We start from the raw sequence: 20,294 nt of genomic DNA, 5'->3' as shown, positions 1-20,294 counted from the left end.
AATCCAGATCTCAGGTACTGTGGCGGTTGCCCTGCTGTTAATCTTGTTTGTCACGCATATTGAACAGCAGGTGCTGGCCATCGGGAGTGAAGCTGACGTCCCCGTTGATGTAGCCGTCGATTTTGATCTCAATCGGTTCGGGGGCTTTGTCTTCAGCGGGATTGAATTGGTGTAATTGACGTGGCTTGGAAGCCGGGCAGAAGACAATCATCTCTCCCTGAGGATGCCAGGCAAAGTCGGCATAGGGGGCGGCTTTATCGTTAAAATGAACCTTATAACCTTCCTTCATGCCGTTGGCATTGATGGTCGCGACATCGTAGGTTCGATTGTCGGTTCGGCGTCCTTTGAAGCAGAGCCAGTTACTGTCAGGAGACCAGGTCATGTTCCAGTACAGGCTGGAGTAGGGGCATTCACCTTCCGGGAACAGATCGGTTTTTGTGTCTTCAATTAAATCGTAGACCCGAAGATTCGTTCCGCTACCAGTCCGAGCGCTATAGGCGATTTTTTTGCCATCCGGTGACCACTGGGCGCCCCAGCCACGTTCTTCAATCATTTGTCGGTTGGAACCGTCGGCGTTCATCATGGCTACGCCATAAGGAGAAGATTGAGAGAACGCGATGCGATTACCGCCCGGCGACCAGCTGGGCATGGCACCCGGTCCCAGAACTTTGAAGTCGGTGCCATCCGCATTGACGACCATGATTTGAGAATTGGAGAATGACTCTCCCTCCTGCGATTTCCAGCCATCAAAGGCAAGCTTGGTTCCATCGGCTGAGAAGGCGGGAGAGCCAGTATTGTAATAGTCTTCCGCAAAGTAAAAGACCTTGGGCTCTTTACCCTCCGGCGTTGCAATGTGAAACCGGGTTCGTTTTAATGCCGGTTTTTCATCGGCGACTACCTGCGGGTTGACGTTATTGAAAATTGTGAAACAGATCAGACAACAGAGGCTGATATTCAGGGCCGGTTTCATCTTGTCTCCTCTTAAATATGATGTAAATAAACTCAGGCAGGTTGTGTTTAGTCGTTATAGCATCTTCCTGAGAGTGATCAAAGAAAAAACTGAAGTCAGTGTGATTTCTCCAGCCATCATGCGGTCGCTGATTACCAGTTGGACAAAAACGTCACGATCAGTTTCACTCAAAATCACAAGATCAATTTGGGAACTAAGTCGGGATTTTAAATAGTTTTGGAGAAACAGGTCAGGTCGGCTTGAGGTCTGAATCTGATCAAAGTAGCCTGATGTGAATCAAGCCGTCTTGTGAATGATGTCTGCTTTTTTGTTATTTCCTTCAGGAGTCACTCAATGAAGAATTCCAGTTTTGTCAATCGCGAGCTGATCTGTACGACTTTGATTGTATTGGCCGTGAGTGGGTTAGCTGCATGGGCCGCCAACAGCAAAACTGTACCCGATGCGGAATTTGCGAAGTCAACCGTCGATTTTGGAATCGTGGTCAGCGACTTGGATAAGTCGCTTAACTTTTATAAAAATGCATTGGGCTTAAAAGAACGTGAGCCGTTTGAGGTGACTCCGGCAATGGGAGGAGACTCAGGGCTGTCTGATAATCTGGCATTCAAGGTTTATCCGCTGGTACTGGAAAACGACAGCACCGCCACGAATGTCAAATTGATGCAGTTTAAAGACGCGCCTGGCAAGAAGGTCGATAATTCCTTTATCCACTCTTCGTTGGGAGTGAGTTATCTGACGATCTATGTGAAAGATACGACCGCCGCTTTGGAGCGGGCCAAGGCCTACGGAGTGAAACCGATTGCCAAAGGTCCGATCGCATTGCCGGAAGGATTCCCGAAAGGCATCTATCTGACGCTGTTGCGTGATCCTGACGGGAACCTGATTGAACTGGTCGGTCCCAAGAAGTAGACCGATCCCGTTCGAATCAACGCTGAATCCATGATGGCACTCTCTGGGTGCCATCATTTTTTCGTATTCATACCGTACTTCTTCATTTTGTTGTACAGCGTCACGCGGCTGATGCCCAGTGTTTTCGCCGTGTTCGTACGGCTGTAGTTGTTTTTGAACAGAGCCTGTTCAATCAACTCTTTTTCCGTGACCGCGACCTGGTCTCCCAAACGTTCGGAATCGTTTTTGGCATGACCGAGAACGACCGACGGATCATTGGTCGGGCCGACTTGTCCCATCAGAATATGCGACGGGAGATTCTCTTTCCGTAACACACCTTCGCGGCAGTAAATGACGGCCCGGCGGATCACGTTTTCCAGCTCACGCACGTTGCCCGGCCAGGGGTAGGAATGCAGGGCTTCCATGAATTCTTCGTCAATCCGATCAATCACGATTTTGTGTTTCGTTGACATCTGCCGTACGAAATCATTCGCCAGCGTAATGATATCTGCTTTACGTCTTCTTAACGGCAGCACATCGAATTTCAGCATATTCAATCGATAGTAAAGGTCAGGTCGGAATTTACCTTGCTCAACCAGAGGTTGCAGATCCATGTTACTGGCGACGACCAGACGGGCCTGATTGACGTGCGTCTTATTCGAGCCGATCGGTTCAAACTCTCCCGTTTCAATGACTCGCAACAGTTTGACCTGCTGTTCTGGTCCTAAAACGTCGATTTCGTCAAGCAGAATTGTCCCGCGACCCGCCGCTAGAAATTTACCATCTTTGTCGGCATGAGCACTCGTAAAAGCACCCCGCACATGGCCGAACAGTTCACTTTCAATCAAATCGTTCGGCAACGCACCACAGGCAACATTCAAAAACGGTTCATTGCGACGCGGAGAGACATCGTGAATCAATCGCGAGAGATACGTTTTACCGGCTCCGGTTTCACCAATCAACAATACGGTCACATCGTGTTGGGCGGCAATTTCCAGTTCATTCAACATGAGTTTCATCTCATGCGAGTTTGTTTCGAAGCGACGAGTGATGGCATGCGAATTGGCTGGCTCGGGAACGTTTCGTTCTGTCTTCGGTTCCACAGGCAGGTGAGTGGGGAGTTTACTTCCCATAGAGGATCCTCCGGATGTACCACTTTGAGTCGAGTTCATAGCGAGTGATTTCGAAACCACAACTTCTTCATCGGGATTCAGGCAGGAATCAATTTCCAGCAGCAGTTCTGCTTCACTGGCAAAACCTTTGATATGCAGGATCTTGCTGCAGGCGGCACGGCGTTCCAGAATTTCCGGACACTCTTCTTCCGTCAGCATGATCAGCTCTGCATCTGGCACGGTATTCTGAATCAGTTCCAGCAGCTGGTCTTCCTGGTGACCGCCGGAAATCAGAAACCGTAGATCGACGAGTACCGAATCGATGGTTTGCTCGCGGCAATGCCTGTGGCAATCTTCCAGGGTATTACACAGGATCAGGTGGAATGTTTTTTTGAAATGAGCAAGGATCTGCTGCTGAAGCACGGTGTCGTGTGTTACCAGAATCAGTGTGGGAAGTTCCATAGTGGCTTTCTCTATTTCAAAATACAAAAAGTGAATTCTCTGGATTGAAAAATCGGCAGTCACAGAAAACAGAGAAGGATCTGTCCTGTGTCTCCGTTTAACGAAGTGCTTCTGTTTTTAAACAAATGGAGTGCCAACTTGTTAAGGTTTTCAGACGTGCTGTGAATAAGTTGTTGTTTTGTAAAGGCTTGTGTAAAACAAAGTCATCGCCGACAGGCTGAGATTCTCGAAAGGGATGTGGCGAAAAGACATCAAACGTGGTGCACGTTGATTTTTATCAACAGAAAGCAACACGTAGATTTCAGGTGTGGGGCTTTCATGCGCATCTCGGCAGAATCCGAGTGGGTCTACTATTGGATGACGAATTCCCGCTTGTTAAACTTCAGAAAAGGACAGTCTTGAGCAGTATCTTCAATGGAGAGGAAAACACAGTGGCGAGCTTTGCAGTGATTCTGGCAGCAGCCGGCAAAAGTACGCGGTTTCGATCGAAGGGAGCTGATATTCTGGGGGCTGGACCCCAGAAAAAACCGTTCATGGATCTGAAAGGGCGTGCGGTCTGGGTGCGGTCGGCGGAAATCTTCTCGAATCGCGAAGATGTGAAGCAGTTGATCATTTCGGTTGCGGAAGAAGATATCGAATGGTTCAAGCAGAAGTTCCGACCGAATCTGGCATTTATGGAAATCGAAATCGTGGCCGGCGGTCAGGAACGCGCTGATTCGGTTCAGAATGCCTTGGCGCGAGTCAAAGCGGACATTGATTATGTTGCCATTCACGATGCGGCCCGGCCTTTGATCACCGATAAATGGGTGGGTGAAATTTTCACTGCAGCGGAAAAACATGACGCGGTGATTCCCGCTGTCCGTGTTTCCAGTACGCTCAAACGGGCCGACAAAGACCGGCAGATTGTGGAAACGGTCGACCGCACGGATCTCTGGGCGGCTCAGACACCCCAGGTCTTCAAACGCCAGTTGTTGCTGGACGCCTATGCACAACGTGGCGATGTTCAAGCCACTGATGAAGCCCAATTGATCGAAAATCTGGGGCATCCGGTAAAAATTGTCGAAGGCTCGCCCCTTAATCAGAAGATCACGACAGCCGCCGACTTCCGGATGGCCGAAGCATTGGTGAACGCCTTGCCGAAACCAAAGGGCATTCAGGCGCTGCATCCCTTTGCCGATGAAGAGCCGCACGGAATTCTTTAAGCAAATCATGAGAGTTCGGTGAAGCGTGGGGAAATTCTGTACCTTCAGTTTGAGGTGCAGCCACGGATTGGTTAGACTGACTTGTCCTCTCTTCAGGAGAGAATCGCGAAAGACAGCTTCTGATATTCGTCCTGTTCCCGATACCAGACACTTCTCCATCTAAAGGAAGCAACCATGAACTCGACCCCTGAAGCAGCCGAGGCTCCCGAACCAGCTCCGAAACCGAAAAAAAAGGTCAGCGCGCAACGTCGTATCGTTTCCTGGATCTTTATTGGGATTTTGCTGGCCATCGTGTTGTATGAATGGCGTGCGAAATCATCACAGGCCAATACGGTAAACAGCATGGAAGCAGCGATGGCAGAGGCCGGTGAAGTCGCGGAGTTCCCGTTTACCGAGTTTCAAGAGTTCAAACAGGGGACACCTTCCGAAGAAATTGATGAATCAGGGGCGATCCTGCGACAACATCATTATCGCTGGAATGGCATCTTCAAGACCTACGACTTGCGGGTGCTCGTCGATGAGCACGAGATGGTGGTTTCATTCGATACGCTTAAAGAAGGTGACACTGTTGGCGGTATCCGACGCATCTTAAAAAAGAACCTCCAAGCGTTGAAGGACAAGCAGATGAAGTTGATGGAACAATCCTCCGGCGGTGCCAAGCCCGCGGACGCAGAAAAGAAATAAACCGTTCCAGTTGTCTGCACGAATTTTTTGAAGAATTTTTGCTACCACGAAAAACACGAAACTGCGGGTGAGCCCGGATAGAATCCGGGCCGAGCGCAGCGAGCAGGAAATTGACAGTGTAATCGAACAATGAGGCTGTGAGTGTGAATTACACGATTGTTTCAATCGAGTAGGAAAATTCATTTTGAATCAGATGCGTGCTCCCTCAGTTTCCTGTTGTCTTCGACAACCCCGAATTACATTCGGGGTTACCCAGTGATGGGGAAAGCGTTCCTCACAAGCAAACGTGTAGGGCGAGTCTATGTGCTCGCTCGCCTTGTGAGGCACAATTCTGCCTGACTCTCTGGATGGGACAAGCTAAAACATGCGCACGCTGGTCCTGCATACGATGTTAACCCAGCGGGCGGCCACATAGGACCGCACCACATGAATCGGGTTGGAGGCGTTTCTCACAAGTAAACGTATTGGTGAGAACTGGAAAAAAAAGCCCGGAAACAGCGAACTGAATCCGGGCCTTCTATTTGAACGTTTCAAACGCTTACTCGTCGGTCACACAACCTTCGGAGGCGGACTTGACGTTTTTGATGTATTTATACAGCGTGCCGCGTGTGTATTTGAACGGGGGCGCCGTCCAGGTTTTGCGGCGTTCTTCGAGTTCTTCGTCGCTGACTTCCATATCCATCCGATTGTTCTCGGCGTCGATGGTGACTTTGTCTCCGGTCTTGACCAGAGCAATCGGCCCACCATCCTGTGCTTCGGGAGTGACGTGCCCGACGATGAAACCGTGTGAACCTCCGGAAAAACGACCATCGGTCAACAGGGCAACATCTTTACCCAACCCGGCGCCCATGATGGCAGAGGTCGGGGTCAACATCTCAGGCATGCCGGGTCCGCCTTTGGGACCTTCGTAGCGGATGATGATGACGTCGCCTTTATTGATTTTGTTTTCTTCCAGTGCTTTGAGCATGTCTTCTTCGGAATCGAACACATTCGCGGTCCCTTTGAAGACCAGACCTTCTTTACCGGTAATCTTGGCAACAGCACCCGTCGGTGCCAGATTCCCTTTGAGAATCTGCAGGTGTCCCGTTGGTTTGATCGGGTTTTCTACAGTGTGGATGATGTCCTGTCCTTCTTTGAGGCCGGGAAGTTCTGCCAGGTTCTCTGCCAGTGATTTACCGGTCACCGTCATGCAGTCACCGTTGATGAAGCCTTTTTCCAGCAGATATTTGAGCACAGCGGGCGTACCGCCCTGTTCCTGCAGGTCAGCCATGACGTATTTACCGCTGGGTTTGAAGTCGGCCAGTAATGGCACACGATCGCTAACCGCCTGGAAGTCGTCGATGGTCAGTTCGACGTCGACGGCACGGGCAATCGCCAGCATGTGCAGGACGGCATTCGTCGAACCACCGAGTGCGACGGTCAGGACCATCGCATTTTCAAATGCTTCGCGGGTCATGATGTCGCGGGGTTTTAAATCGAGTTCCAGAAGTTTTTTGATCGCAGCTCCAGCACGAATACATTCTTCCAGTTTTTCAGGATGCTCAGCGGGAATCGACGAACTGTAAGGCAGTGACATACCCAGCGCTTCAATGGCCGACGACATTGTGTTGGCGGTATACATGCCGCCGCAGGCACCCGCACCCGGACAGCTTTTCTGTACGATTTCCTTACGCGTATCATCGTCAATCGTGCCGGCGAGATACTCTCCGTAAGACTGGAATGCAGAGACAATATCCAGCTTCTGATTATTCAAACATCCGGGGGCGATCGTTCCACCATAAACCATCAGCGAAGGACGGTTGAAGCGGCCCATAGCAATCAGGCAGCCGGGCATGTTCTTATCACAGCCGGGGAGTGAGATGTTAGCATCATACCATTGAGCACAGGTGACGGTTTCAATGCTGTCGGCGATCAAGTCGCGGGACTGCAGCGAGTACGACATGCCGTCGGTACCCATCGAGATTCCGTCGCTCACACCAATCGTATTAAATCGCAGGCCTACCAGGCCGGCGGCTTCCACACCCTCTTTGACTTTGGCAGCCAGTTTGTTGAGGTGCATGTTACAGGAATTGCCTTCGTACCAGACGCTGGAAATTCCGACCTGGGCCTTGTTCATATCTTCTTCAGTCATGCCGGTGGCATACAGCATGGCCTGGGAAGCCCCTTGTGAACGGGGCTGAGTGATGCGGGAACTATAACGGTTCAAGATGGGTTGAGAATCGGATGACATCGACGTTTTTCCTCTGTAGTATTTTCGATAGCGATGGTTTGAGAAGCGGTATGGAATACCGGGCCTGAAGATGTTTCAGGCGTATGATCATGATTGCAGTCTGCCGGTTATTCCAGCAGTAGCTTCATTCGATAAGGGACTCGTTCGACACGAGGCAGAATTTGTGGTTGGTAGATTTCGGTATAAGCTTTCGCTTCGCGATGTGTTTTCCAGGCGTCTTCACTTTCCCAGTGCTCGACCAGCACAAAGGTAGCCGGTTCGCCTTCGGAGTGATAGACGTCAAATCGCAGGCAGCCTGGTTCGGTGCGGGAGAGTCGACAGGCTTCGGTCAGCAGTCCCTGAATTTCCTCTTCGTCGGAGGCATTTTTTAACGTGAGAATGACATTGAGACAAAACATGTTCGTGCTCTTGATTTCATTATTAAGGGCAGCAGGATCCAGGCAAGCGCAAAAAGTACGACTTGCTACTCTCTTTATCCAATACATTAACACTCCGCCGTCAGAAGTGACAGTAAAGCAGGATTCTTAAACCGCAGGGAACGGTAAATCTCTCGCACAGAGATGGAGTGATCGGAACGGGCACTGTTCCGATGGATATGTTGGAATTGTCAGAGTACGGGAGCTGCAAAGGATTTAGGGCGGCCCTAGGACTGGAAGAGTTTGTGGATTTTGTAGATTGAACAGTTCGTTCATCAAAAGGGGGCAAAAAATTCCAATTGGAGTCCACACTTGGATGACGCATTGTTTGTTGTCTGTTATCATTCCGACAAGAGGATGAGGCGAATGGATGACAGAAGCCCGTGGTCACAATCCACGATCAGGCTCTTTTGATTCATAAATAAGGGAGTACCAGGTGAGTAAAACAGAGACGGTAGAGTGGTTGGAATGGAAACGGCTTCCTTTATTTTCCCGGTATGATTCTGAAGCGTCCCTGGTGCAGATGTGCGACCGGTTGTTGGAAGAAGCGACGCGGCAGAAGTCGGGCAGCGATTTTATCCGACAGTTCCTGCCCCAGCTGGCGACGGAACTCTCCTGCCAGTGGTGCACTCTGATTGAACGGACACCAGAGTGGGAAACTCTGTTTGAGTTTGGCCGTAATGCCGCCGGTGGTTTTCCCGGTGCCTTGTGTGGTGAAGCATTAGACCGTGATGCCGCGGGCCTGTGTGCCGATGAAAAACGTGCGGACTGGTATTTCATGGCGGCCCCTCTGGGAGAGACCTGCCCTGGAACCGTGTTACTGGTGGGAGGACGGGATTTAACGGTTGATACACTCAGTGATGCCGTGATAGCGGCGCGGGTGCTCGGTTATGCGCTGTCCGTTGTCGAGCAGCGGGAAAAGAATCTGCGACGGGTTAATCGTCTCGAAACCACGTTGCATATCGCATCCAGTTTTTCCTCAGCCCGTGAAACACAGCCCCTGTTAGAGTTGATCGCGAAAGAAGCCACACGCTTACTGGACAGCGAGCGATCGAGTATTTTTATCTGGGATCAGGAACACAAGCAGGTCGTCGCCTGTCCGGCGCTCGGAGTGGAAGGCAACACGCTGCGTCTGCCCGATGATGTGGGAATTGTCGGCGACGTGATTCATAGCGGCGAGACGATTCGCGTTGATGATGCTTACAATGATGAGCGGTTCGATCCCAGTGTCGATAAATCGAGTGGGTTTAAGACGCACAACCTGTTGTGTGTTCCGTTGAAAAATAATGCCGGCGAACTGATCGGCGCGTTCGAGGTGATGAATAAGGAAAAAGGGAAGTCGGACTTCGACGACGACGATGCCCAAAGCCTGGCTGAGTTGGGCGTGCAGGCAGCGACGGCGTTGGAAAACACGCGCGAACTCGAACAGCTTTCCCGCAGCCGTGATCAGATGACCGAACAGGCGAAAGAGAAGGTGCAGATCATCGGAAAGAGTTCTGCGATCGCGGCGTTACGTTCGACAATCGAACGGTTAGCCGGCACTGATTTGCCTGTGCTGATTCTGGGTGAGAGTGGAACGGGGAAAGAGGTCGTCAGCCAGTCACTGCATTATCAGGGACCGCGGGCGAATACACCGTTCATCGCGGTGAACTGTGCGGCGCTGCCGGAAACGCTGCTTGAAAGTGAACTGTTTGGTCATGAAAAGGGTGCGTTTACCGATGCTCATGAAACGCGCGCAGGCAAGTTTGAATTGGCAGAAGGCGGGACGCTGTTCCTTGACGAGATCGGTGATATGACTCTGGGAGGTCAGGCGAAGCTGTTACGCGTGCTGGAGCAGAAAGTGATTACCCGCGTGGGGGGCTCGGAAAGTATTCCAATCAACGTCCGCGTGGTGGCTGCCACGAATGCCAAGCTGGCGGATGCGGTGCGCGATAAAAAATTCCGCGAGGATTTGTACTATCGTTTGAGTGTGGTCACGCTGGAATTGCCGCCGCTACGAGATCGGCCGGAAGATGTGATTCTGCTGGCAGAGTTTTTCCTGGCTCAGTTTTGTGCCCAGGCCAACCGCCGTGTGCTGAAAATTTCCGCGGAAGCCAAAAAACGATTGCAGGCACATCTCTGGCCTGGCAACGTGCGTGAGCTTCGCAATCTGATGGAACGTGTGGCGTTTCTGTGTGCCGGCGATCGTGTGGAAGTCGAAGACCTGGCGTTCATCCTGAGTCCGGCACGTGACTCGGTCGTTGATATGTCGGCTGATCTGAGTTTGAAAGAAGCCTCCCGCCGGTTTCAACAGGAATACATTCGCCGCACGATCAAACGCGTGGGCGGCAACATGAGTGAAACCGCCAAATGCCTGGGACTGCACCGTTCGAACCTGTACCGCAAAATGGGACAGTTAGGAATGCACGAAGCGAACGAAGGTGCCGACGACGAAGATTGATATACGGTTTTGTGTTTTTCGTCTCCTTGTGTTTTTATCATGTCGAATTGGTCTTGATATAACAGGTGGAAACCGTTGGTCGTTTTGCACGGCCGGACGAGCCGGGCCGTGGCACACGGGGAGTCTCATTCGCTGTGCGGTTTGAATTTCAGAGAAATATTCCTGACTCGTGTAACCGTAGGGTGCGGCCCTATGTGGCAGCCCGCAGGGTCAGGGTGGCGTGCAGGACCACGAACGAATGATTTATCTTGTCCCATCCTCAACGTGATACAAAGTTGTGTCCCGCCAGGCGGGCGAGCACATAGACTCGCCCCTACGGTTCAATCGCCAGATTGCATTCGGGTCTGATGGGCAGGGCAGGGGGCTTTATGCCGGTACTTCTTCGGATTCGTTGAATTCTTCCATGAGTTGATTGACGGCTTCCGACGAACCGAGCGCGAAGATGCTGTCGCCGGCATTCAGGATGGAAGTACTGGGGGGCGGCATTTGCGGTTCCTGTCCGGGTCGGCAGATACCGACAATCATGATGCCTTTGTTGCTGAAATCAGTTTCACTTAATTTTTTTCCGCAATACGGATTGGCTTCATGAATCTGGAGATCAGCCACCTGAAAACCGCCGATATGTTTACTGGCGACTTCGACGAAATCTTCGACGGCTGGGTGAATCATGAAACGCGCGATTTTGACGGCACCGCTCCGGAACGGACTGACGACGCGGTTCGCGCCGGCATGTTTGATTTTTTCGCCGGCTTTGTCATCACTGGCGCGGGCGATGATCTGAAATTCGGGGTTCAGCATGCGTGCGGTGAGTACGACGTAAACATTATCTGCGTCGCCGGGTAAGGCGGCAGCCAGAGCTTTTGCTTTCTCAATACCGGCACTTTTCAGAACAAAGTCATCGGTGGCGTCGCCGTGAATATGGAACCAGCCTTTGTCCTCACAGGCGAGCTGCAGGTGCTCTTCATTGCTGTCGATCACGACGAATGGTTTTTCCCGTTCGTGAAGATACTCACAGATCGATGCCCCCATGCGACCAATGCCACACACGATGTAATGGCTGTCTAAGTTTGAAATTGCTTTTTGCATTCGTCGTTTCTCCAGGACTGAACTCATTTGTTGACGAACGATCCACTGACCGAGCTGGGACACACTGTACGTGAAAATTCCCAAACCAAACATGAGATAAAAGATGATAAAAATCTTGCCGTTATCCGACAGGCTGACGGGGTCTTCGTAACCGACGGTCGTTGCCGTGATCACAATCATGTAGAGACTGTTGAGCCAGGAAGAGCCTTCGATCAGGCGAATTCCGACCGTTCCAAATATCGTAAACCCGACCAGCAGAAAGATGATGCGCAGAAAATGCGCCAGCGACTGCTTTTGCTGCTTCGTTTGATTCACGGATGAGAAGATCTGAAAGAACATGCGTGAGAGTTTACAGTCTGAAAAGAATTTTGGATAGAAGACTTGTTTTCCCGGGGGGTAATAATAACGATTCCGGCTGACCCAGGTCGCTCAACAGAAACTCAGCCGCCAGTAGTCCGCTCCGCACGGCGCCTTCCATCGTGGCAGGCCAGCCTGTAGAAGTCCAGTCTCCAGCGAGGTATAAACCGGCCACTTCGGTCTGTTGTGAAGGGCGTCGCTGTTCGACACCGGGTAAGACGGAAAAGACGGCCTGATGCTCGGTGACCATGCGACTGTGTGTCAGCTGGGCCTGTTTTGTTTCAGGCCAGATCCGGCTCAGTTCCTCAATCACGGCGTTGATGATGTTGGTCTGTGTCCGTCCCTGTCTGGCTTGTCCGGTCAGATCATGACTGGCGGAAATCACGATCTGATAGTAATAGCCTTGCTCTGCCGACTGCTGCATGATGCGACTGCGGTTGAACATCCACTGTGACAGGCAGTCCACAAAGACGGCGTGCGGGAGGTCGGTAATCTCGCGATCAAACCAGAGATGGACGCTGGTAATGGGGGCCCCCTCTAACTGTTCAATATCCGCTAAAGTATCACGCCCTTCAAATGATTCAGGCAGCAATTCCAGAACCCTCTGATGGGGCACCGCGATCACAGCCCGTTCGCAGGAGATTTGTCGCCCGTCGCGCAACTGTACGCCGATGACTCGGTTGTCCTCAAGTTCGATTCGGCTCACGCCGGTTTGAAGGTAGACTATGGCATCCTGATCCTGTAGCCGTTTGAGGATGGTCTCGCCGTACAATTGTTCGAGAGGTACCGTGGGAATCAAGACGTTCCAATTGTTGCGGGCGCGCAGAAAGCCATCGACAAAAACCTTGCGGGCATGCGAAAGGCTGATGCGGTCGAGCCGTTCGCTCAACGCACTGACGAGCACGACGTTCCAGAAACGGTCGATGGTATTTTGAGTCTGTCCCTGTTTTGCGAGCCAGGCGGCGATCGTTGGTTCATTCTGTTTGTCGACGGCGGTCAGAGCCAGTTGTTTCAGGCCTCGTGCCAGACTGATTTTCTCCTGCCAGGATAAGTAAGAAAGACCACCAAACGCCGGCAGTAAATGCAAGGGTGCGGGCAGCAGTGGATTTGCGGCAAAACGGTTGACTTTAAATGGCTGCTCGGTCGAGACAGAATCGGGAGTTTCAGGGCCGATGAAATAAAGTTGTTTTTCTCTGTGGAAGGAATCGGCGATGCCGACGGTTTCACAAAAACGATTGAACTCGTGACAGCACCCCATACTGACGTGCTGGCAGTTGTCGATCAGGTGCTGTGACTGTTTGTCTTCAAAGGAGCTGGCTCTGCCGCCCAGTCGGGGACGCGATTCAAACAGAGTGACCGGGATACTTCGGTCTGCAAGGGTCACCGCACAAGCCAGCCCGGCCAATCCGCCTCCGATGATGACGACTTCTGAGTGTTGGGCTCCCAATGACATTTCCTGACAAGCTCAAGTTGTTTTTAAGAAAACGACCCGGGCCTGTACATTGGGTCTGTTTTTCCTGAGATCTCTGGCTTAGTATGTGAGGATACCGAAATTAAGCCGTGATCCTAGAGGTGACTTTAGTGAAATCATGAAATATTTGGGGATTCAACAGATTCAAAGGCTGTCCACAGGCTGGCTGAAAACGGGGAGAAGCTTCGTGTATCCTCCCCGCTGTTCGCTGTGTGGTCTTGCTAGAATCTGCTCTGGAATGAATTGTGGCGTTCAGATTGAGCAGATTGCTCCCCTGGTGGAACAGGCGTGCGACCGGTGTGGTGCTCCCGTCGGTCCTCATCTGGACACCTCTGAAGGCTGCAGTTATTGCAAAACAGAACGTTTTTTATTCAAGCGTGCAATTGCATTGGGGAAATATCAGGGGCCGTTACGCGAAATCATCTTAAATCTGAAACAAAACCATGGTGCTCATCTGGGAGGGGATCTGGGGAGTCTGCTGTTCCAGCGGAATCGGGAAACCTTCGAGAAATTAGCGTCCAGCTTGATTATTCCGGTTCCCTTGCACTGGACATCGCGTCTCCACCGGACACACAATCCGGCCAGTATCATCGCAGAGGCGCTGTCGGGCCGCTTGCAAGCAAAATACTCCGGGAATATACTCGCGAAACGAAAACGAACTCCTGCACAGACCAGTTTGACGCCCTCAAACAGGAGAAAAAATTTGCGAGACGCGTTTGCAATTCGCAGACGCAAGCGGGTGGCCGGTCAAACAATTTTACTGGTTGACGATGTCATGACGACGGGATCAACCGCCAATGCTGCGACGCGAGTGCTGCTTGATGCAGGTGCTGCTGAAATCAATGTTGCTGTAATTGCCAGAGCACCTGGTTTGTAAATTAATCATATAGAATCTCCACGGAAAACGGTCGCCGTTTTTGTGGATACAATAGACAAGGCAAGTACTTCGATGGATTCGAGTACAACTCCCACTCCGGATGGGAAACCAGGCATTAAATCGGAGAAAAAAGCTATCGGCACAACCCACCGTTTTTTCCTGAGAGGATTGGCCATCAGCCTGCCTCCGATTCTGACGCTGGTGATCGTCATCTGGGTTTTGGGAGTCGTCAATGACTACATCATTGCCCCGACTACCACTACCGTACGATATTGCATCGCTTATTTTACCGATGCTTCTGAACCACGGGATGATTTCGTGGAATTGAATAATCTGCCGCCGCTGGAATATTGTCGCGACGATTATCTGATCAGTAAATCCCATCTCGCTGATGTGGAGGAGATTGAGAAAAAGGCCGGGGTCAACGGGATCAACCGCAATAAAATCATTCCTTATGCCTGGGTTCCGTTTGGGGATCGGGCGGTGCCTTACGCGGATTATCGTGAAGTTGCCAAGCGAATTCGGGCCTCCGATATGCCCACGACGGCGATGGGCCTGTATATGGAACTGGCGACGACCCGCTGGTTCAAAAGTCTGTTTCATTTAAGTGCGGTGGCGGTCGCGTTAACAATCGTGGCGTTGTATTTTCTGGGACGTTTCGTGACAGCCCGCATCGGTTCCTGGATGGTGATCAAATTCGAGCAAGGTGTGCTGGCCCGTCTACCAGTCGTGAGTAATGTCTATTCGTCCGTCAAACAGGTGACCGACTTTTTCTTCAGTGAGCGAACCGTCGATTACAGCCGTGTTATCGCAGTCGAATATCCCCGGCGGGGAATCTGGTCGCTGGGTTTTGTGACCGGGGACAGTATGCTGGAGATGACCGTGACGGCGGGCGAACCACTGGTGGCGATCCTGATCCCGACCTCTCCGATGCCGGTCACGGGTTATACCATGAGCGTTCCCAAGAGCGAAATTGTCGACCTGAATATCACCGTTGATCAGGCATTTCAGTTCTGTCTTTCATGTGGTGTGCTGGTGCCTCCTCAGCAGAAAGTGACAGATGAACTGTTAAGAGAAGAACTGGGCAAACGCTTGTTGGGCGATCGTAAACTGGCCGGATTCAAAGTGCAGATCGCACCACCAGAGCCGACCACTCAAACCTCGACGATAGAAGATGAGCACGCGACAACGGAAACCAAACCGGAAGAATCGTTGCCCGATCAACCTGACACTCCAGAAAAACCACCGGAAACCAATTGACCTGCTGCACCAGAGCAGATTGAACAACATGTCTTTAGAAAGTAATTGATGAATCAGACGTCTGAACAACGTCCTCTGCGGATTGCGACCCGTGCCAGCCGCCTGGCGCTCTGGCAAGCTTATTATGTTGCGGACCTGTTGAAATCGAAATCGATCGAACGCCCGATCGAAATTGTGCATATTACATCAGAAGGTGACCGGGACCTGACTTCCCCGCTGTCGGAATTCGGCGGACTGGGTGTATTTACGCGCGAAGTTCAGAAAGCGGTCCTTGATGGCCGCGCCGATCTTGCCGTTCACAGTTTGAAAGATCTGCCCACCGAACAGGCGCCCGGCTTACAGCTGGCGGGGATTCCCGAACGAGGTCCGCTGTATGATGTGCTGATCTTTCCACAAGATGCGGAAGCGGTGGAGCAACTTTCTGATCTACCTGCAGAGGCCCGGATCGGAACCGGCAGCTTGCGGCGACGAGCCCAAATGTTAAACCAGCGTGCGGATCTGCAGATGCAGGAAGTCCGCGGCAATGTGGAAACGCGTCTGAAAAAACTGGACGCGGGTGAATACGATGCGCTCTGTCTGGCGGAAGCGGGCATGGTTCGTCTGGAGCTACTGGAGCAGCGTACGTCGTTGTTACTGACTCCGCCGGAAGTTTATCCTGCGGTTGGACAAGGGGCGCTGGGAATTGAGTGCCGCGCCGATGACAGCGAAACAGCTTCATTCCTGAATGCGATTTCGGATCCATCAACCAAAGCCGCTACCACCGCCGAGCGAAGCCTGCTGGCGTTTCTGCGTGCCGGTTGCCATGCGCCGATTGGTGCGTTGTCCCGCATCGAAGACGACCGGCTGACTTTAGAAGCGGTTGTGTTAAGCGGCGACGGACAGGAGCGGATTACCGCGACCGCCAGTGGTACTTTTGACGAAGCGACCGAAATTGGAATTCAGGCCGCCCAAAAATTACTTGATGCAGGGGCAGGCCGTCTGATCTCAACGGACGAAGACTCCTGAAGGCTGATTTACGGGGCTCGCTGAACTCATTTCTGTGCCAGTTCAAAAATGAGCCGTCAAGGAAGAAAAGGTACCTGTAAATTATTTCCCTAATCTTCGGGAAATCGCCCCATAAGGGATGTCGATTCTGTTTTGAATTTGGTTTATAATCAAATCCGAATGGAGTGCCTACAATTTACCAATTCAGGAAGAGCGGAAGGTTACCGACATGGAACGTCACCCTTATCGCCCCGGCTTGTCCGGGATTATTGCGACAGAGACTGAGATATCCCAGGTTCAGGATGGATTGACCTATCGAGGGTATCCCATTGATGAGTTAGCCGGGGAAGCCTTGTTTATCGAAGTGGCTTACCTGCTCCTGCATGGCGAGCTTCCCAGCCATGAACAACTGGCTGACTTTCAAACGCTGTTGGTCGAAAGCGGTTCTCTTCCTCAACCGGTCATCGCTGCTGTCCAGGCGATTCCGTCCCATATCGATATGATGGAAGTCATTCGTACAGGAGTGAGTCTGCTGGCGCACTTCGATCCGCAAATGGAATACGGCATGTTCATGTCGGAAGTCTCGAATACTCAATACCTGCTGGCCATGCTGCCTCAGCTGATTTCCTACCGATACCATCAGGTCAACGGCTCAACGCCGGTCGAGCCGAATTTTCATCATTCCTACGCCGGCAGTTTCTGGTATATGCTCAAGGGAGATGAGCCTTCCCAACTGGAAGAAGAAGCATTTAACGCTGCTTTAATTATGTACGCTGATTACGGGTTGGCGCCTTCTACCTTTGCCGCACGTGTTGTGGCTTCTACGGGCAGTCCGCTGTATTCTGCCGTTTGTTCTGCCATCGGTTCGATCAACGGCCAGTTGCATTGCAGTTCCGGAGCAGGGGTTCTGGATGCGTTGCAGGAAGCGATGTACTCCGGCAATGCAAAAGACTGGGTTTGCCAGGAAATTACCAAAGGCAAACGGGTGCTGGGTTTTGAAAGTTCCCACCATAAAGCCCGCGATCCGCGGTCGGCTGTATTGAAAGACTATTGTTCTCAACTGGCAAATGCGTTGGGGCAATCAGAGATGGAAGCAGCCGCTGATACCATTGAAGAGATGATGGGCAAAATTCAGAAAGTCCATCCGCGCGTTGAATGGCATGCCAGCCGCCTGTTGCATTATCTCGGTTTTGAACCGGAACTATTCACACCGATCTTTACCGTTTCACGCTTAGTAGGCTGGATCGCGCATATTATTGAGCAGACAGAAAACAATCATCTGTATCAACCAATGTCGCGTTATGTGGGTATGGATCAGCGAAAATACAAGCCGCTGCCATTACGCAGCTGATTCCGCTTTGTCGGGATAGGTCATCTGCAATAGTATCGGCATCAGGACCAGGTCGCCAAACACACCGCCGATCATGGCGACACTCACCAGCGCCCCGAAATAAATCAGGGGAATGAAGTGCGACAAGGTGAGAACGCTGAAACCCGCGACCAGGGCACTCGTGGCATAAATAATAGCCCGGCCAACACTGTGATGCGTCGCCCTGAGAGCATCAACCGTGGTAGCACCGTGCGCGCGTTTTCTTAAGAAGCTGGAGATAAAGTGAATACTGGAATCGGTGGTGAGCCCCATGGAAACACTGGCAATCATCGCGGTGCCGATATTCAAAGTCAGTCCGCACCAACCCATGGCGCCAATGACAACGATAATAGGAAACAGGTTGGGGACCATGGAAATCAGTCCCAGTTTCAAGCTACGGAAAGCAAGTGACATAATTAACCAGATGCTGGTGGCGGCGAGCAGAAAGCTGTAGAGCTGGTCTTTTAGCAGGCTGTCGATCAGATAAGCGAGTAGAATAAAAATACCAGCTGCCTTGCCTGGTTTGTCGTGAACGGACTTCGCTTTCGAGTCAGCCTGTTTCGTTTCCGAACCGGGGAAATGTTTTTTTGCAAGGGCGTCGACTTTGTGAATCAGCGAGAGTTTCTCTTCGGCGGACTGTCGCTCGAGGGCACGTAAGACAATCCGCATCTGCCCCTGTTTGGCATTATAAAGGCTGCTTTCAAAATCGGCCTGCAGGTCTTTGATCATGTCCAGCTTGGACTGGATTGGATCGGAGGCGAACGGTTTTTTCGGCACAAAATCGAGCGTGTCAGTAATGGAGATCACTTTTGTCAGTTGTGTTTTGTTCGGAGGATTGACCTGACGCAGATCTTCGGCCAGAGCACGCACACGATCCAGATATTCTTCATTCAGACGAGGAGGTGCGGAGAAGTTGACTTCCCAGGTAGATGCGCCGCCGAGTCGGGTTTCGACGAAATCCAGTGCCTTGACGATCTCACTGGAGTCACGAAAGTTTTTACTGAAATCGGTTTCAATTGTTAACCGAGTGAATCCTACTGAGCAAAACAGGACAAACAGAAGCGTTCCCCACAGAATCCGTTTGGGATAACGTTCATTCATCTCAAATACCTTTTTGAGAGAACGCTCCAGGCCTTTATCGGACGAATGTTGCAAGGGGGCTCTCAGGTACCCCAATGAAATGCCGCCGGGTAACAATACAGTAGAGGCGATCAGAACCATCAGGGTGCCCAGTGCCATCATGATGCCGAAACTTCGGACGGGGGCAATTTCACTGGTCAGCAGCGAAAGGAATCCGGCAGCGGTGGTGGCACAAGTCCAGAAAATCGCAGGTAACAGTTCGACCATGGTCTGCCGGATGGCATCCGGGCGCGGGACATTCTGTCTCTGCAGTGCCTGAAAATGAACGGCGACATGCGCGACGGTGGCGATGCCGATGATTGTTACCAGAGAATTCAGCATAGAACTGACCATGCTCAGCTGTAAATTGCCGATGACAAGAACGGCTTCCGTCCACCAGATCGAACAGATCACGACCAGCAGCGGAAGTAAGACCCAGCGAAGTCGTCTAAACAAAATCAGCAGCACAACGGCGAGCAAGCTAAGCGACACTTTAAACAAAACGTCACCGTCTTCTTCCACATAGCGGAACATGTCATAAACCTGCACTGGCTCACCAACGACGTAAGCGCGGGGCTCGTGTGCATGTGCAAGTTCACGAATACGTTTGAATGTTTCACTGCGCGGGACGGGGGATTTGTCTTCGGGGAGCAGACGTAGAACGATAGCGGTGGTTTCATTGTCATCGCCGATCAGTACCCCGCGCGAGAGTTCGATCAGCTCATCCCGTTTTCTGCGAATCAAAATCCGAAGAATCAGATTGAGTTTCGAGGATGAGAGCGCATCTGCCAGATTCTGAGTGACATCCGCATTGATGCCCGGGACCTGACTGAGTTCCTGAGAAAAGCGGCGGACTTCTTCCAGAGGATTCTGTTTTTCAGCCTCTTCTGGCTGTTTCTGTTCTGCTTCTTTCGTGTCTTCCTGCTTCAGCAGATTCGGTACGGTGTAGGCAACGAAGACAAATTCATCGCCACCAAACAATTTTTTGCTTTCCAGGTAATCGAGTAGATGCTGGTCATCTTTGGCGTAGAGTGACTCGATTGATTGCTCGAATGTGAGCTTTGAAGCGGGAAAATAAGCGAAGCCAGTCAGGACCAGAAATGCGACCAGCAGGACCCAGCGGAGTTGATAGAGCAGGTTCACCCATGATTCCAGCCAGCTCTGCGGTTGACGACTCATAGGGGGAGACCATTTCCTGCTGCCTGCCAGGCAATACGATTAAAATTCGGCCCGTTGCAATGACTCAGGAATGCTTCCGATGCTCACGCAACACATCTACTCTTGTCGAACTATAGCTCACAGAAACCATGATTTCATTATAAAGTGATGGTTTTTTGCAACGTGTTGATTTTTTCCAACCTGAATACTTC

Annotated in this window: 15 protein-coding genes; 8 read left to right on the top strand and 7 right to left on the bottom strand. The window is 51.5% G+C overall.

Going from position 1 to position 20,294, the window contains the following annotated elements:
* Positions 1–37: 37 nt before the first annotated feature.
* Entirely contained in the window at positions 38–970 is a 933-nt protein-coding gene (locus tag Pan241w_RS26450; protein ID WP_145221955.1) for a TolB family protein, read from the bottom strand.
* A gap of 333 nt (positions 971–1,303) precedes the next feature.
* Here Pan241w_RS26450 and Pan241w_RS26445 point away from each other — a divergent pair, with 333 nt between their 5' ends.
* Positions 1,304–1,876 (top strand): VOC family protein, encoded by a 573-nt coding sequence (locus Pan241w_RS26445; RefSeq protein WP_145221952.1) that lies wholly within the window; start codon positions 1,304–1,306, stop codon positions 1,874–1,876.
* Positions 1,877–1,929: 53 nt separating this feature from the next.
* Here Pan241w_RS26445 and Pan241w_RS26440 read toward each other — a convergent pair whose 3' ends face one another.
* Entirely contained in the window at positions 1,930–3,429 is a 1,500-nt protein-coding gene (locus Pan241w_RS26440) for a sigma-54 dependent transcriptional regulator (protein WP_145221950.1), read from the bottom strand.
* A 431-nt stretch (positions 3,430–3,860) separates the two neighbouring features.
* Here Pan241w_RS26440 and ispD point away from each other — a divergent pair, with 431 nt between their 5' ends.
* Both ispD and Pan241w_RS26430 read left to right on the top strand, forming a co-directional pair.
* Complete coding sequence (ispD, locus tag Pan241w_RS26435) at positions 3,861–4,631, top strand: 2-C-methyl-D-erythritol 4-phosphate cytidylyltransferase (protein WP_145221947.1); 771 nt, start codon at positions 3,861–3,863, stop codon at positions 4,629–4,631.
* A 174-nt stretch (positions 4,632–4,805) separates the two neighbouring features.
* Positions 4,806–5,315 carry a hypothetical protein gene (locus Pan241w_RS26430; protein WP_145221944.1) on the top strand — a complete coding sequence of 170 codons (510 nt, stop codon included), beginning with the start codon at positions 4,806–4,808 and terminating at the stop codon, positions 5,313–5,315.
* Positions 5,316–5,853: 538 nt separating this feature from the next.
* Here the strand turns inward: Pan241w_RS26430 and ilvD are convergent.
* The gene (ilvD, locus tag Pan241w_RS26425; protein WP_145221941.1) at positions 5,854–7,545 is read right to left on the bottom strand and encodes a dihydroxy-acid dehydratase; all 1,692 of its coding nucleotides are present in this window, start codon (positions 7,543–7,545) and stop codon (positions 5,854–5,856) included.
* A gap of 107 nt (positions 7,546–7,652) precedes the next feature.
* Positions 7,653–7,943 carry a putative quinol monooxygenase gene (locus Pan241w_RS26420; RefSeq protein ID WP_145221938.1) on the bottom strand — a complete coding sequence of 97 codons (291 nt, stop codon included), beginning with the start codon at positions 7,941–7,943 and terminating at the stop codon, positions 7,653–7,655.
* Between the two features lie 454 nt (positions 7,944–8,397).
* Here Pan241w_RS26420 and Pan241w_RS26415 point away from each other — a divergent pair, with 454 nt between their 5' ends.
* On the top strand, positions 8,398–10,401 hold the full coding sequence (locus Pan241w_RS26415) for a sigma-54-dependent Fis family transcriptional regulator (protein WP_232107283.1): 2,004 nt from the start codon (positions 8,398–8,400) through the stop codon (positions 10,399–10,401).
* A 366-nt stretch (positions 10,402–10,767) separates the two neighbouring features.
* Here Pan241w_RS26415 and Pan241w_RS26410 read toward each other — a convergent pair whose 3' ends face one another.
* Positions 10,768–11,802: a potassium channel family protein gene (locus tag Pan241w_RS26410; protein WP_198000172.1), complete on the bottom strand. Its 1,035-nt coding sequence runs from the start codon at positions 11,800–11,802 to the stop codon at positions 10,768–10,770.
* A gap of 34 nt (positions 11,803–11,836) precedes the next feature.
* Positions 11,837–13,291: a hydroxysqualene dehydroxylase HpnE gene (hpnE, locus tag Pan241w_RS26405; RefSeq protein ID WP_198000171.1), complete on the bottom strand. Its 1,455-nt coding sequence runs from the start codon at positions 13,289–13,291 to the stop codon at positions 11,837–11,839.
* A 262-nt stretch (positions 13,292–13,553) separates the two neighbouring features.
* Between hpnE and Pan241w_RS26400 the strand changes: the two genes are divergently transcribed.
* The 4 genes from Pan241w_RS26400 to Pan241w_RS26385 all read left to right on the top strand — a co-directional run bounded on the left by Pan241w_RS26400 (position 13,554) and on the right by Pan241w_RS26385 (position 17,787).
* Positions 13,554–14,192, top strand: coding sequence for a ComF family protein (locus Pan241w_RS26400; protein ID WP_198000170.1), 639 nt, complete (start codon positions 13,554–13,556; stop codon positions 14,190–14,192).
* Positions 14,193–14,264: 72 nt separating this feature from the next.
* On the top strand, positions 14,265–15,452 hold the full coding sequence (locus Pan241w_RS26395; protein ID WP_145221923.1) for a DUF502 domain-containing protein: 1,188 nt from the start codon (positions 14,265–14,267) through the stop codon (positions 15,450–15,452).
* 48 nt (positions 15,453–15,500) lie between these two features.
* Positions 15,501–16,457, top strand: coding sequence for a hydroxymethylbilane synthase (hemC, locus tag Pan241w_RS26390; RefSeq protein ID WP_145221920.1), 957 nt, complete (start codon positions 15,501–15,503; stop codon positions 16,455–16,457).
* 208 nt (positions 16,458–16,665) lie between these two features.
* Positions 16,666–17,787 carry a citrate/2-methylcitrate synthase gene (locus tag Pan241w_RS26385; RefSeq protein ID WP_145221917.1) on the top strand — a complete coding sequence of 374 codons (1,122 nt, stop codon included), beginning with the start codon at positions 16,666–16,668 and terminating at the stop codon, positions 17,785–17,787.
* On the opposite strand, the gene Pan241w_RS26380 is transcribed toward Pan241w_RS26385, so the two are convergent.
* Positions 17,776–20,103, bottom strand: a complete 2,328-nt coding sequence (locus Pan241w_RS26380; RefSeq protein ID WP_145221914.1) for an efflux RND transporter permease subunit — start codon at positions 20,101–20,103, stop codon at positions 17,776–17,778. The two genes, Pan241w_RS26385 and Pan241w_RS26380, sit on opposite strands and share 12 nt — an antisense overlap.
* Between the last annotated feature and the right edge of the window lie 191 nt (positions 20,104–20,294).

Origin of the sequence: Gimesia alba (assembly GCF_007744675.1) — a bacterium.
Classification (GTDB): domain Bacteria; phylum Planctomycetota; class Planctomycetia; order Planctomycetales; family Planctomycetaceae; genus Gimesia; species Gimesia alba.
This window is presented reverse-complemented; position numbering and strand designations above follow the sequence as displayed.